This is a genomic window from Marinomonas ushuaiensis DSM 15871 (genome assembly GCF_000521805.1).
Classification (GTDB): Bacteria; Pseudomonadota; Gammaproteobacteria; order Pseudomonadales; family Marinomonadaceae; genus Marinomonas; species Marinomonas ushuaiensis.
This window is the reverse complement of the sequence record NZ_JAMB01000012.1, coordinates 77,258-90,030: the sequence shown is the minus strand read 5'-3', so window position 1 is coordinate 90,030 and position 12,773 is coordinate 77,258. Positions and strand designations below refer to the sequence as shown.

13 protein-coding genes are annotated in these 12,773 nt (G+C 43.2%); 2 read left to right on the top strand and 11 right to left on the bottom strand.

Features of this window, described 5'->3' with window-relative positions; all coding sequences use genetic code 11:
- Nucleotides 1-65: 65 nt before the first annotated feature.
- The 6 genes from ispH to murJ form a co-directional block, all read right to left on the bottom strand.
- On the bottom strand, nucleotides 66-1,016 hold the full coding sequence (ispH, locus tag MUS1_RS12880; RefSeq protein ID WP_036163206.1) for a 4-hydroxy-3-methylbut-2-enyl diphosphate reductase: 951 nt from the start codon (nucleotides 1,014-1,016) through the stop codon (nucleotides 66-68).
- Nucleotides 1,013-1,444, bottom strand: a complete 432-nt coding sequence (locus MUS1_RS12875; protein WP_036163205.1) for an FKBP-type peptidyl-prolyl cis-trans isomerase — start codon at nucleotides 1,442-1,444, stop codon at nucleotides 1,013-1,015. The genes ispH and MUS1_RS12875 overlap by 4 nt, the downstream gene beginning before the upstream one ends.
- Nucleotides 1,441-1,932, bottom strand: a complete 492-nt coding sequence (gene lspA, locus MUS1_RS12870) for a signal peptidase II (protein WP_425411745.1) — start codon at nucleotides 1,930-1,932, stop codon at nucleotides 1,441-1,443. The genes MUS1_RS12875 and lspA overlap by 4 nt, the downstream gene beginning before the upstream one ends.
- Before the next feature lie 14 nt (nucleotides 1,933-1,946).
- Nucleotides 1,947-4,769 carry an isoleucine--tRNA ligase gene (ileS, locus tag MUS1_RS12865; protein WP_036163202.1) on the bottom strand — a complete coding sequence of 941 codons (2,823 nt, stop codon included), beginning with the start codon at nucleotides 4,767-4,769 and terminating at the stop codon, nucleotides 1,947-1,949.
- Between the two features lie 27 nt (nucleotides 4,770-4,796).
- On the bottom strand, nucleotides 4,797-5,732 hold the full coding sequence (ribF, locus tag MUS1_RS12860; RefSeq protein WP_036163201.1) for a bifunctional riboflavin kinase/FAD synthetase: 936 nt from the start codon (nucleotides 5,730-5,732) through the stop codon (nucleotides 4,797-4,799).
- Between the two features lie 128 nt (nucleotides 5,733-5,860).
- Nucleotides 5,861-7,429 (bottom strand): murein biosynthesis integral membrane protein MurJ, encoded by a 1,569-nt coding sequence (gene murJ, locus MUS1_RS12855; protein WP_051436254.1) that lies wholly within the window; start codon nucleotides 7,427-7,429, stop codon nucleotides 5,861-5,863.
- Nucleotides 7,430-7,658: 229 nt separating this feature from the next.
- On the opposite strand from murJ, the gene rpsT reads away from it, so the two are divergent.
- Nucleotides 7,659-7,922: a 30S ribosomal protein S20 gene (gene rpsT / locus MUS1_RS12850; RefSeq protein ID WP_024023490.1), complete on the top strand. Its 264-nt coding sequence runs from the start codon at nucleotides 7,659-7,661 to the stop codon at nucleotides 7,920-7,922.
- Nucleotides 7,923-7,998: 76 nt separating this feature from the next.
- On the opposite strand, the gene MUS1_RS12845 is transcribed toward rpsT, so the two are convergent.
- The 5 genes from MUS1_RS12845 to rplU all read right to left on the bottom strand — a co-directional run bounded on the left by MUS1_RS12845 (nucleotide 7,999) and on the right by rplU (nucleotide 11,424).
- A complete protein-coding gene (locus MUS1_RS12845) occupies nucleotides 7,999-8,361 on the bottom strand; it encodes a diacylglycerol kinase (RefSeq protein WP_036163196.1) in 363 nt (120 codons plus the stop codon).
- A gap of 14 nt (nucleotides 8,362-8,375) precedes the next feature.
- The gene (gene proB, locus MUS1_RS12840; protein WP_084035620.1) at nucleotides 8,376-9,500 is read right to left on the bottom strand and encodes a glutamate 5-kinase; all 1,125 of its coding nucleotides are present in this window, start codon (nucleotides 9,498-9,500) and stop codon (nucleotides 8,376-8,378) included.
- A 26-nt stretch (nucleotides 9,501-9,526) separates the two neighbouring features.
- Nucleotides 9,527-10,717 (bottom strand): Obg family GTPase CgtA, encoded by a 1,191-nt coding sequence (gene cgtA / locus MUS1_RS12835; protein ID WP_036163190.1) that lies wholly within the window; start codon nucleotides 10,715-10,717, stop codon nucleotides 9,527-9,529.
- A gap of 109 nt (nucleotides 10,718-10,826) precedes the next feature.
- Nucleotides 10,827-11,084, bottom strand: a complete 258-nt coding sequence (gene rpmA / locus MUS1_RS12830; RefSeq protein ID WP_012071897.1) for a 50S ribosomal protein L27 — start codon at nucleotides 11,082-11,084, stop codon at nucleotides 10,827-10,829.
- 31 nt (nucleotides 11,085-11,115) lie between these two features.
- Nucleotides 11,116-11,424: a 50S ribosomal protein L21 gene (gene rplU / locus MUS1_RS12825; RefSeq protein ID WP_036163188.1), complete on the bottom strand. Its 309-nt coding sequence runs from the start codon at nucleotides 11,422-11,424 to the stop codon at nucleotides 11,116-11,118.
- A gap of 283 nt (nucleotides 11,425-11,707) precedes the next feature.
- On the opposite strand from rplU, the gene ispB reads away from it, so the two are divergent.
- Entirely contained in the window at nucleotides 11,708-12,688 is a 981-nt protein-coding gene (gene ispB / locus MUS1_RS12820; RefSeq protein WP_036163185.1) for an octaprenyl diphosphate synthase, read from the top strand.
- Nucleotides 12,689-12,773: the final 85 nt, after the last annotated feature.

Below are 12,773 nucleotides of genomic sequence, written 5' to 3'. Positions count from 1 at the left end.
TACAGATTTAGTGCAAGTACTTTTTGAATATAATTTAAATTAATTCCAAAAAGTACTTTATTAGACTAAACCTCAACAATACGAAGTTCTTTTGGCATAGAGAAAGAAACATTCTCTTCCCTGCCTTTTAACTCTTCAGGAACACTACCACCTTCATCAATTAAACGCGCTATGACTTCATTGACCAAAACTTCAGGGGCAGATGCTCCAGCAGTAACACCCACACTAGATACCCCTTTAAACCAGTTAGGGTTAATCTCATTAGCATTATCGATCAAGAAAGCTTTAGCCCCCATTCGCTCTGCCAATTCTTTTAATCTATTTGAGTTAGAACTATTAACCGAACCAACAACCAGCACCAACTGAGATTCTTCAGCCAATACTTTTACTGCGTCTTGTCGATTCTGTGTTGCATAACAAATGTCATCTTTCTTAGGGCCACGGATCATAGGAAAATGACTACGTAATGCATCAATAACAACGGACGTATCGTCCATTGATAATGTTGTTTGTGTAACAAATGCCAATCGCTCTGGATCTTTAACCAATAGATTAGCCACATCTTCTGGCGTTTCAACAAGGTAAATAGCACCACCTTGCCGATCATCGTATTGCCCCATAGTCCCTTCTACTTCTGGATGACCATCATGACCGATTAAAACGCACTCCATTCCCTCTCTAGAATAACGCAACACCTCTAAATGTACCTTAGTCACAAGCGGACACGTCGCATCAAAGACCTTCAAACCTCGAATAGTCGCTTCGTCTCGAACTGTCTTTGAAACACCATGCGCACTAAAAATAACAATATGGTCATCCGGCACTTGATCCAACTCATCAACAAAAACAGCACCACGAGCTTTTAACGACTCAACAACGAACTTGTTATGCACAACCTCATGACGCACATAAATAGGTGCCTCAAACAAATCTAGACAGCGATTTACAATCTCTATCGCCCTATCAACACCCGCACAAAATCCACGAGGGTTAGCGAGCTGAATGGCAAAACTCATGCCGCATCCTCTATCGCCATAATACGCACTTTAAAAGTAAGTGAACGACCAGCCAACGGGTGATTAAAATCAACAACAACGTCTTTTTCGCCAATTTCCGCAATAACGCCTGGCAATTCGTTTTTACTCATATCTGCAAAAGAAACTACCATGCCCTCTTCGAGATCCATCGCAAACTGAGATCGAGGCATTCGCTGAATGTTACTTTCGTTGTGAACACCAAATGCTTTTTCTGGAGACATAACAAATGTTGCCTCCTGATCTATGGTCATACCCAAAAGAGCCTCTTCGAATGCAGGCAACAAACTACCATCACCAAATACAAAACTCGCAGGCGCTTTATCAAAATTAGTATCGACTATTTGCCCATCCTCTAGAGACAACTCAAAATGCAAAGTGACTCGGCTAGATACTGTAATCAAACTCATTTTTTAGTACCTTCTGGTTTCTTTACAATAACACTCTCAAGCAACATCAAAATAACACCAATAGTAATGGCGCTATCAGCAACATTGAAAGCGGGAAAATACCAAGACTGCTGCCAATGAAGCTGGATGAAATCAACAACATGCCCATAAACAAGTCGATCATATAAATTACCGATCGCACCGCCTAAAATAAAAGTAAGAGATAAAACTTCCCAACGGTTCTCATGCGCAATCTTAACTAAACGCCAACTGATACCAACAACCACAGCCAAAGCAATCACTGAAAAAAACCAACGCTGCCAACCACCAGCTTGTGCAAGAAAACTAAAAGCAGCACCAGTATTGTATCTAAGTGTTAAATCAAAAAACGGTAACACAGGAATCTCTTGCCCATAAAACAAGTTCGATTCAACAAGCTGCTTTGTAATCCAATCCACAACAAACAAAATGAGAGCTAGCGCCCACCAGCGCTGAACTCTTTTAAACATAATAGAGATTGTCATTAGGCGTACAGGCGTTTCTCACCTTCCCCATCTGGTAAGTTAGAGATACAACGGTCACACAATTCAGGGTGCGCCTCACGTTTTCCAACTTCTTCTCTATGGTGCCAACAGCGTACACACTTAGTATTTTTACTCAATTCAACATGAACCTTCAGACCGGTTAAATCCGTTTCAGCGGCATTTTCTGGTGCGTCAGATATAGGCAACACATTCACTTCTGAGGCAATTAAGACGAAACGCAACTCATCACCGAGACGGTTTAATGTTGTTTGCAAAGCATCATCGCAATAAAGCGTAATTTCAGCGCTCAAACTGGCTTTCATTTTGCCTTCACTACGAGCCGCCTCAATGACCTTATTGATAGCTACCTTAGCTTCCAATACATTTTTCCAAAACTCACGACCGAGCACTTCATCACCAGACAACTCTTCCAAACCTTCGTACCATGTCTCCAAGAAAACAGATTCACCACGCTCACCTGGGAGTGCTTGCCAAATTTCATCGGCGGTAAAACTCAAAACCGGAGCAATCCAACGAGAGAAGGCTTCCATCACATGATACAAAGCAGTTTGTGCAGAACGACGCGCTAAACTGTCTTCTTGTGTCGTGTACTGGCGATCTTTAATAACATCTAGGTAAAAGCCACCTAAATCTACAGAACAGAAGTTTTGAATTTTCTGGTTCACTGTGTGGAATTGATATTCGTTGTAAGCTGTATCCAATTCTTTTTGCAGCAATGCCGCACGATCAATAATCCACTTATCCAACGCAAGCATGTCGCTTGAAGAAACAATGTCTTTTGCTGGGTCAAAACCATTCAAGTTCGCCATCATAAATCGTGCCGTATTACGGATACGACGGTATGAATCAGCAACTCGCTTAAGAATTTCATCAGACACTGTCATTTCAGTCGTGTAATCGGTTGCTGCTACCCACAAACGAATAATATCGGCACCCAGCGTATCCATTACTTTTTGAGGCGATAATACATTACCCAAAGATTTAGACATCTTACGGCCATCGCCATCAACGGTAAAACCGTGAGTAAGCACTTGCTTATAAGGTGGTACACCGCGAATAGCAATCGATGTTTTAAGCGAAGATTGGAACCAACCACGATGCTGGTCCGAACCTTCTAAATACAAATCGGCAGGAAAGCTCAATTCATCGCGCTGGTCGATAACCGAATAATGCGTTACACCAGAATCGAACCAAACATCCAACGTATCGGTTACCTTGCTGTATTTATCAGCATCCGCACCCAATAACTCTTCGGCTTCCATTTCAAACCAAGCATCGATTCCTTCGACTTCAATACGCTTAGCCACTTCTTCAATTAAACGAGGCGTTTCCGGATGAAGCTCTTGAGTTTCTTTGTTAATAAACAAAGCAATCGGCACACCCCAAGTACGCTGACGAGACACACACCAGTCAGGGCTGTTATTCAACATCCCTTCCATGCGATTTTGACCCCAGCTTGGAACCCATTTAACACCTTCAACAGCATGCTTAGCCGCATCCAACAAACCTTCCTTTGTCATGCTAATAAACCATTGAGGCGTAGCACGGAAGATAAGTGGCGTTTTAGTACGCCAGCAATGTGGATAACTGTGGAAAATTTTCGATTCAAAAACCAAGGCATTATTACGATTAAGCGCTTCTAATACAGCACCATCGACTTTATAAACATGCAAACCTGAAAATTCGCCAGCCGCTTCAGTGTAAACTCCATTATCTTGCACAAGGTTGATTGTACCAATACCATTTTCACGACCAACATTAAAATCGTCTACGCCGTGATCAGGAGCAGTATGAACACAACCCGTACCCGCTTCAGTTGTTACGTGCTCACCCAAAATGACAGGAATATCACGCTCTAGGAATGGGTGATCTAACATTGTGCCATTCAATTCAGCGCCAACAGCACGACCAACTATACGGAAATCTGCAACACCATAACGCGCCATCAAACCTTCGACCATATCTTCAGCAACAATCAAGCGCTCTTTACCCAAGCCCATATCCACTTCAACAAGTGCATAATTAAACTCAGGATGAACAGAAACCGCTTGGCTCGCAGGCAATGTCCAAGGCGTCGTCGTCCAAATAACAACAGAAACCTTACCTTCACCTTCTACATCAGAGAACTTAGCCAATAAAACCTCTTCATCTTTCGGCGCATAACGCACATCCAAAGACAAAGACGTTTTATCTTGATATTCCACTTCCGCTTCCGCGAGCGCAGACCCACCAACAACGCTCCAGTAAACTGGCTTAAAGCCTTTTACTAGATGGCCATTTTCAGCGATCTTACCCAAAGCTCGAACGATATTCGCTTCCGTCTGGAAGTTCATAGTCAGATAAGGGTTTTCCCAATCTCCCATGACACCAAGACGAATAAAGTCTTTCTTCTGTTCTTCGATTTGTGTGTAAGCGTATTCGCGGCATTTAGCACGAAACTCTTTATAGGAAACTTTTGTTCCAGCTTTACCTATAAGTTGCTCAACTTTGTGCTCAATCGGCAAACCGTGACAATCCCAACCTGGGATATAAGGCGCATCAAAACCACTAACCGTTTTTGACTTAACAATAATATCTTTGAGGATTTTGTTAACCGCATGACCAATATGAATACTGCCATTTGCGTACGGAGGGCCATCATGAAGAATAAAAGATTTACGACCTTTACTTACATCACGCACTTTCTGATACAGATCCATATCCTGCCAATGTTTCAACATTACAGGTTCACGTTTTGCCAAATCTCCACGCATTGGGAAATCGGTATTTGGCAAATTCAGTGTCGGTTTATAATCACTCATGGTTTATCCACTTATCCTCAAAGATCATCAGTTCACTGATTGGACAAAGAAACGTAACGCCTCTTCTTTATCACATTGAATTTGTTTTTCCAGCGCTTCTAAGCCGGCCATTTTTCTTTCCGATCTAATAAACTGACAAAAAGTCACTTGCACATACTTATCATACAAGTCGCCATTAAAATCGAATACATGCACTTCTAGTATTGGTGTCTTACCTTGAACGGTAGGTCGCACACCAATATTAGCCACGCCATTATGAGATACACCGTCCGCTTCTAACGTCACAGCATACACACCAGATAACGCAGATTTAATTCCTTTGAGATGAACATTCGCTGTCGGAAACCCAAGCTTACGCCCTAATTGCTGACCATGTACAACTCGACCACTCAAAGACACAGAGTGACCCATATTCGCTTGAGCAGCCAAAACATCACCACGCTCAAGAGCACTTCTTACTAACGTGCTACTAACTCGCTCACCCAATCCATTTAAAACAGAAGGCGTATTTTCAACATCAAAACCATTTTGACTACCGAACTCTTGCAAGTAATCAAAATCCCCCTGACGATCACAACCAAATCGAAAGTCATCACCAACAACCAAATGCTTTACCGTCAAACCGTCTAGCAAAATCTGCTGACAAAATGCCTGTGCCTTTAGTTGCTGTAATTTTGGGTTGAAAGGCATACAAAGAACATAATCAATCCCCTGTCCTTCCAACAATCTAACTTTATCTCGCAAGCGACCAATACGACCCGGAGCACTTTCTGGTGCAAAAAACTCTCTTGGCTGAGGTTCAAAAATCATGATTCCAGCCGGCGCATCATATTGCTTAGCAAGTGCTTTGACCCTTGCCAAAATAGCACTATGCCCCAAATGAACACCGTCAAAATTCCCAATCGTCAGCACACATTCTTTATGCTTTGAACGGATATTATGAATACCGCGAATTAACTCCATAGAACCCCGTACAAAACAATTAGACACCGCATCGGAAAAATAACCGCGATTATATAGCAGTTAACAAGATGAAGGTAGGCCAGAACTTGCACAAGCTGTGCAAACCCCCTTCCAGAAACAAAAAGACACTAGAGCTTCAAAATAGATGGACGCAAACCCGCCGCCACAGCAACAAAGCCATAAGCAGAAACACCACTCACCACTATCAACAAAATATAACCAACTCGGTACAAATCACTCATTTGAGTCCACTGCCACCCTTGCTGAAGGTAGAAATACAAACAACCACCTAGCGCCAAGGTCGCACAAAGTAAGATACGCATCAATTTACGCCACTCAGGAGAAAATACATGATGCCCTTGTTTATACAATCCACGCCACAGCAAAAAAGCATTCAACCCTGCAGACAAGCTTGTCGCCAAAGCCAAACCAACATGACCTAGAGGCCAAACTAAAATCAAATTCAGAACCATATTAGACGCCATCGCAATAATCCCAATGCGCACTGGTGTTTTGGTATCTTGTCGAGCGTAATAGCCAGGCGCCAAGACTTTAATCAACATCATAAACACCAAGCCCAATGAATAAGCCTGTAAGCTCTGCGCCGCTTTTTCCACATCATTCACAGTCAACTCACCACGATAGAAAATAGTCGCTATCAAAGGCTCTGCCAGCATAAACAAAGCCAATGCTGATGGAATCGCAATTAACAATAAAAGACGCAACGCCCAATCTAACGTTTTAGAGAAACCACCAGCCTCACCTCCAGCAAAACTACGAGACAATGAAGGCAAGATAACCGTACTGATCGCAATAGCAAAAATGCCCAAAGGCAACTCATACAAACGATCTGACAAATATAACCAAGTAATACTGCCCGTTTGCAGAAAAGACGCCAACACAGTATCTAACAACAAATTAATCTGACTAACAGAGACGCCAAATAAGGCTGGCCCCATTAAAAGCAAAATCCGCTTTACGCCTGGATGTCGAAAACCCAACGTAGGCATAGGCAGCAAACGCAACCTTGCCAAAAAAGGCACCTGAAACATTAACTGTATTAATCCAGCGAAAAACACACCCCACGCAACAGCCACTTCCGCCTGTGCAGCTGAACGAGCAAAATACAGTGTCGCAACAATTAAAGAGAGGTTCAGAAAAATAGGCGTAATAGCAGGAACTGCATACTCACCATGAGCATTCAGAATACCGCCCGCCAATGCCGTCAAAGAAATAAACAACAAATAAGGGAAAGTAATTACCAGTAAATCCGCGGTTAAAACAGATTGACTACCATCAGCCGCAAAACCAGGCGCAAAAATATACACAACCCAAGGCGCGCAAACCATAAACACAACAGTAACGCATAATAAAACCAGAGCAAGAGACCCGGAGACAGCAGCAACTAAAGCACGAACTTCTCCCTTCCCTTCATTTATTCGATAATCACTTAATACAGGAACAAACGCTTGAGCAAACGCCCCTTCTGCAAATAAACGTCGAAAAAAGTTCGGAATTTTAAAAGCAACATAAAATGCGTCTGCGCTACCACTCGCACCTAAAACATAAGCTAAAGCCGCATCCCTCACCAAACCCAAGATGCGAGAAAGGAAGGTACAAATAGAAACCAAGATACCAGAACGCAATAAAGACAAAGACTTACGACTTTTGTCAGGAGTGGAATTTATTTCAGACATACAATTTCATGACACACCAAATAAACATATCCCCCAAGAATAACACCAGCAGATAGTGTAACGCAGCCAAATATATAAACTCATTTGCCTAATATTTGTATAATAGGGTTGTGACAGCGCCAAAAACTGGTAAAATCCGCCGCGAGATTTTAAAGTTAAAACTTGACATTAATTTCATGGCGCAGCAGAGTGCTGAGTCATTTATTCTAAAATTTAAAGGAGCCAGACCGTGGCAAATTCCGCCGGTTCAAAAAAACGCGCGCGCCAAGCAATTAAAAGCCGCGCTCACAATGGTAGCCTTCGTTCTATGGTTCGCACATACTTGAAAAAAGTAGATGCAGCTATTGAATCAGGCAATCAAGCTGACGCACAAGCAGCTTACGTTCTAGCAACTTCAAAGCTAGACAAAGCCGCTGACAAAGGCCTATATCACAAAAACAAAGCAGCTCGTCATAAGAGCCGCTTGAGTGCTAAAATCAAAGCACTGGCCTAATACCTATAAAAAAACCGGCAAATGCCGGTTTTTTTATATCTTTAAAACGCACCTAACGCACGCATATCAAAAACCACTACCCAAACAAGACAACCAACCACACAACAGCCGCTAAAATCAAAGTAAGCATTACCGCCGCTGAGCCCAAATCCTTTGCGCGACCAGAAAGCTCATGATGCTCATGACTGATTCTATCAACCACAGCCTCAACACTTGAGTTCAACGTTTCGACAACCAACACCATCCCAACAGAAAAAATCAATACAGCACGCTCAAGACCACTATCGCCAAGCCAAATAGCAAAAGGCAAAGATATTAGAAACAAGCACGCCTCCTGACGAAAGGCCGCTTCATGCCTCCATTGCGCTCGTAAACCCTGGTAAGAATATTTAGATGCGCCAAAAACTCGACTCAATCCTACTTTTCCCGGCTTTGCCATAACAACTATTCCCTTTAAATAATCACCAAATCATCTCGGTGAATTAACTCAGGTTCAGCTTCATACCCCAAGATACCACCAATATTAGACGATGGCTGGCCAAGTAATTTAAGCGTTTCGGCAACACTGTAGTTAATCAAACCTCGAGCAACCAGCACACCGAGTTCATCCACACAAACCACCATATCACCACGAGAAAACGAACCTTCCGCATCTTTAACGCCAACGGCTAACAAACTGGTTCCCTCTTCTCGCAAGGCCCTTACAGCACCCGTATCCAGAACCAAAGAACCTCGGCTTTTCAGATGCCCAGCAATCCATAACTTCCGCGCAGCTTGGCGACAATAATCCGGCTCTAACCAAGTACCAATAGATTCACCCATCGCCACTCTAGGAATCACATTATCTTCTCGACCAGAAGCAATCAAGGTATCAGCCCCAGAACGCGCAGCCAAACGTGCAGCACGAACCTTAGTTAGCATTCCGCCACTCCCCAACAACCCAGCACCACCACTGGCCATTGACTCCAAACGATCATCAGACGCCGAAGCATGAGATATTAATGTTGCGTCTGGGTAGTCTCGTGGATTTTTATCAAACAATCCCTGCTGATCTGTCAAAATAATTAACGCATCCGCCTCAACCAAGTTAGCAACCAAGGCGCCTAACGTATCATTATCACCAAAACGAATTTCATCAGTTACAACTGTGTCGTTCTCATTAATAATAGGTACAACACCAAATCCAAGTAACGTTCTCAACGAAGACCGTGCGTTTAAATAGCGACGTCGATTCGATAAATCATCATGAGTCAGTAAAATCTGCGCCGTACACAAACCATGCTTCTCAAAATGGGACTCATAAACCCCAACCAACTCCATTTGCCCAACGGCAGCAGCAGCCTGGAGTTCATTAACTTGAGTGGGGCGAGAAGTGAAGCCAAGACGTTTCATACCAGCCGCAATGGAACCCGAAGATACCAAGACCACTTCTTTGCCTTGCGCTCGCAATTGAGCAATCTGAGCAACCCAAAGACCAATCCGCGCAACATCCAAACCCTGCCCGTCATTCGTCAACAACGCACTGCCTATTTTGACAACTATACGCTGCGCCTTCGCAATCTTCTCTCGCATCATCATGACTCTACTTCTGTCCACCAATCAAATTAGCTAACGTATTCCACTTCAACATCGTAATCATCTTCATCGAAATCATCATCATCAAGCAACTGACCCGCTTTACGACGTTTTTCACGTAATGACATAATACGGTTTCGACCTTCCTCATCAATGAGAGTTCGGACCGCTTTCTCTTTCTCACGCGCTTCTTCGCTTTCGGCCAATAATTCACGCTGCTCTTCCAATGCGGTCATCAGATCCAAACATAAGACCTCTGTCCCTTCACCGGAAATAGCTGAAATTCGATAAGCCTTACCTTCCCAACCAAGCGCATCGATAACACTCTGACAACGCTCTTCTAATTCCTCAGCAGGCACCATGTCAATTTTGTTTAAAACCAACCAACGATCTCGCAACGCAAGTGCCGGACTAAACTGATGCAATTCGTTAACTGCAATCACCGCAGCTTCAGCAGGCGTAATTTCATCCCATGGAGCCAAATCAACGATATGCAACAAAATACGGTTACGTACCAAGTGCTTCAGGAAACGAATACCAAGGCCAGCACCTTCAGATGCGCCTTCGATAATTCCTGGAATATCAGCAATAACAAAACTCTGATGCTTTTTAACTTTAACCACACCTAGATTTGGAACAAGAGTGGTAAAAGGGTAATCCGCCACTTTTGGCTTAGCAGAAGAAACCGCTCGAATAAAAGTAGACTTACCAGCATTAGGCAAACCCAATAAACCAACATCAGCCAGCACTTTCATTTCAAGCTTAAGCGTACGCTCTTCACCTATTGTACCTTTAGTCGTTTGGCGCGGAGCTCGGTTAGTGCTCGATTTAAAACGAGTATTACCTAAACCGTGATGCCCGCCCTGCGCAACTTTTAGCTTCTGACCATCACGCACAAGATCACCTAGAGTTTCCCCAGTATCCTCATCAATGATCGTCGTACCAACAGGCACCTTAATCTCAAGATCCGGCCCTTTCGATCCAGTCATATCGCGACCTAGACCCGTTTCACCACTTTCGGCAATGTATTTCTTCGTAAAACGAAAATCAATCAGAGTGTTCAACGCTTCATCAGCCACCAGCACAACACTGCCGCCATTTCCGCCGTCACCACCATCAGGACCACCTTTCGCCACGAATTTTTCGCGCCAAAAGCTCAAACAACCATTACCACCTTTACCCGCTCTTACATAGATACTGGCTTCATCAACAAATTTCACAGATACACCTCTTCGGTGGATTATCAGAATCAACAAACTCTGATTATAGAATTCTTCCAAAAAAAAAGCCCCGCGTCGCGGAGCTTTTTTTAAGTTTTTTAGTAAGCGATTAAGCAGCTACGACAGAAACTGTACGACGCTTCAACTTACCTTTCACTTCAAACTTCACTTGGCCTTCAACAACAGCGAACAAAGTATGATCTTTACCAATCTGAACACCAACACCAGGGTGGAACTGAGTACCACGCTGACGAACAAGGATGTTACCTGGGATCACAACTTGACCACCAAAACGTTTGACACCTAATCGTTTCGACTCGGAATCGCGACCGTTACGAGTACTACCACCCGCCTTTTTATGAGCCATGACTTACTCCTTAAATTTGAATAGTTAGCGCTTAGTTAATACCAGTTATTTTCACTTCCGTGAACCACTGACGATGACCCATACGCTTCATAGAATGCTTACGACGACGGAATTTCAAGATTTTCACTTTATCTCCGCGACCATGAGTAACAACTTCAGCTGTCACTTTAGCGCCTTCTACAACTGGTGCACCAACTTTAACGTCGTCGCCATTGCATACAAGAAGAACGTCGTCGAATTGAATAACGCCACCTTCTTCAACAGCTAATTTCTCAACCTTAAGGGTTTGGCCTTCTTCTACACGGTATTGCTTACCGCCAGTTTTGATCACTGCAAACATGTCTTTCTCCAATAAGATTTACCCGGCTACTGAAATTGAATTTGACCTACTTCTAGTGGCAATCAATTCATGACCGAATCGGACAAAAATCGCTAACCATATGATAGGGAGCAAAATGTGGGTAAATCGGACGCGAGATTGTACAAAATCACATCAACCAATACAAGTGAAAAGCAACGTCTTTATATATTTTTAATAATTTGGGTTGACCCTGACACAACCCTTACCTAGCATGATGCACACTTGCTGATCAGCTTGGAATGACTTTAGCTTCGGAAATTGCATGCAACCAATACAAATACATGATGTTGTGGCCAATGAATTTGGCCAAGTGAACGATTATATTGTGTCACAGCTTAGCAGTGACATCCCTCTCATTGAGCAGATTGGCTACTACATCATTAGCAATGGTGGAAAGCGACTTAGACCTCTTTTAGTTCTGCTAGCAGCAAAAGCAAGCGCCGAATTAGACGCCCAAAAACTGCATCAGTCTATTCAAATGGCGACCATCATAGAGTTTATTCACACATCAACTCTATTACATGATGACGTTGTTGATGAATCAGACATGCGCCGCGGTAAAAAAACCGCCAATGAAGAATGGGGCAATGCACCAAGCGTTTTAGTCGGCGATTTCTTATATTCTCGCGCCTTTCAAATCATGGTTGATGTTGGCAACATGCAATGCATGAGCATTCTAGCCAAAACCACCAACATCATTGCAGAAGGTGAAGTTCAACAACTTATCAACTGTGGCGATCCAGACACGAGCGAAGAAAGCTATTTAAAGGTTATTCAATACAAAACAGCCAAACTGTTTGAGGGTGCAGCACTTTGTGGCGCTGTCATTGCAGAAGCTAATCCAGAACATCAAGAAGCACTAAGACAATACGGAATGTATGTCGGCACCGCATTCCAGCTTATTGATGACGTAATGGATTACACCAGTACAGCAGAAGAAATGGGCAAAAGCGTTGGTGATGACCTTGCTGAAGGCAAACCAACACTTCCTTTGATCTATACCATGAAGTACGGCACAGCTGATGCGTCAGAAAGAGTAAAACAAGCCATTTTAACTGGTGGAATAGACCAACTAGAAACCATTATTACCGACGTGCAAAGCTGTGGAGCAATTGAATACACAGAACAAAAAGCACAAGAGCAAGCTGACCTCGCTATCGCAGCCATTGCCAATCTAGCAGAATCAGAATACAAAGAAGCATTAATGGCTTTGGCCCATGCATCGGTAAAACGACGAAATTAGAGACATTAAGCCAAATACATGATCTCTTTTGTGTTTGGCTTAATGTCTTCCATTCCAAATTTTCTTGCCTGACACCTTTCCACTT

Excerpts from the sequence above, each read along its gene's own strand:
- ispH (WP_036163206.1), bottom strand. The coding sequence starts at position 1,016 with ATGAGTTTTGCCATTCAGCTCGCTAACCCTCGTGGATTTTGTGCGGGT.
- MUS1_RS12875 (WP_036163205.1), bottom strand. The coding sequence starts at position 1,444 with ATGAGTTTGATTACAGTATCTAGCCGAGTCACTTTGCATTTTGAGTTG.
- lspA (WP_425411745.1), bottom strand. The coding sequence starts at position 1,932 with ATGTTTAAAAGAGTTCAGCGCTGGTGGGCGCTAGCTCTCATTTTGTTT.
- ileS (WP_036163202.1), bottom strand. The coding sequence starts at position 4,769 with ATGAGTGATTATAAACCGACACTGAATTTGCCAAATACCGATTTCCCA.
- ribF (WP_036163201.1), bottom strand. The coding sequence starts at position 5,732 with ATGGAGTTAATTCGCGGTATTCATAATATCCGTTCAAAGCATAAAGAA.
- murJ (WP_051436254.1), bottom strand. The coding sequence starts at position 7,429 with ATGTCTGAAATAAATTCCACTCCTGACAAAAGTCGTAAGTCTTTGTCT.
- MUS1_RS12845 (WP_036163196.1), bottom strand. The coding sequence starts at position 8,361 with ATGGCAAAGCCGGGAAAAGTAGGATTGAGTCGAGTTTTTGGCGCATCT.
- proB (WP_084035620.1), bottom strand. The coding sequence starts at position 9,500 with ATGATGATGCGAGAGAAGATTGCGAAGGCGCAGCGTATAGTTGTCAAA.
- rpmA (WP_012071897.1), bottom strand. The coding sequence starts at position 11,084 with ATGGCTCATAAAAAGGCGGGTGGTAGTACTCGTAACGGTCGCGATTCC.
- rplU (WP_036163188.1), bottom strand. The coding sequence starts at position 11,424 with ATGTTTGCAGTGATCAAAACTGGCGGTAAGCAATACCGTGTAGAAGAA.
- ispB (WP_036163185.1), top strand. The coding sequence starts at position 11,708 with ATGCAACCAATACAAATACATGATGTTGTGGCCAATGAATTTGGCCAA.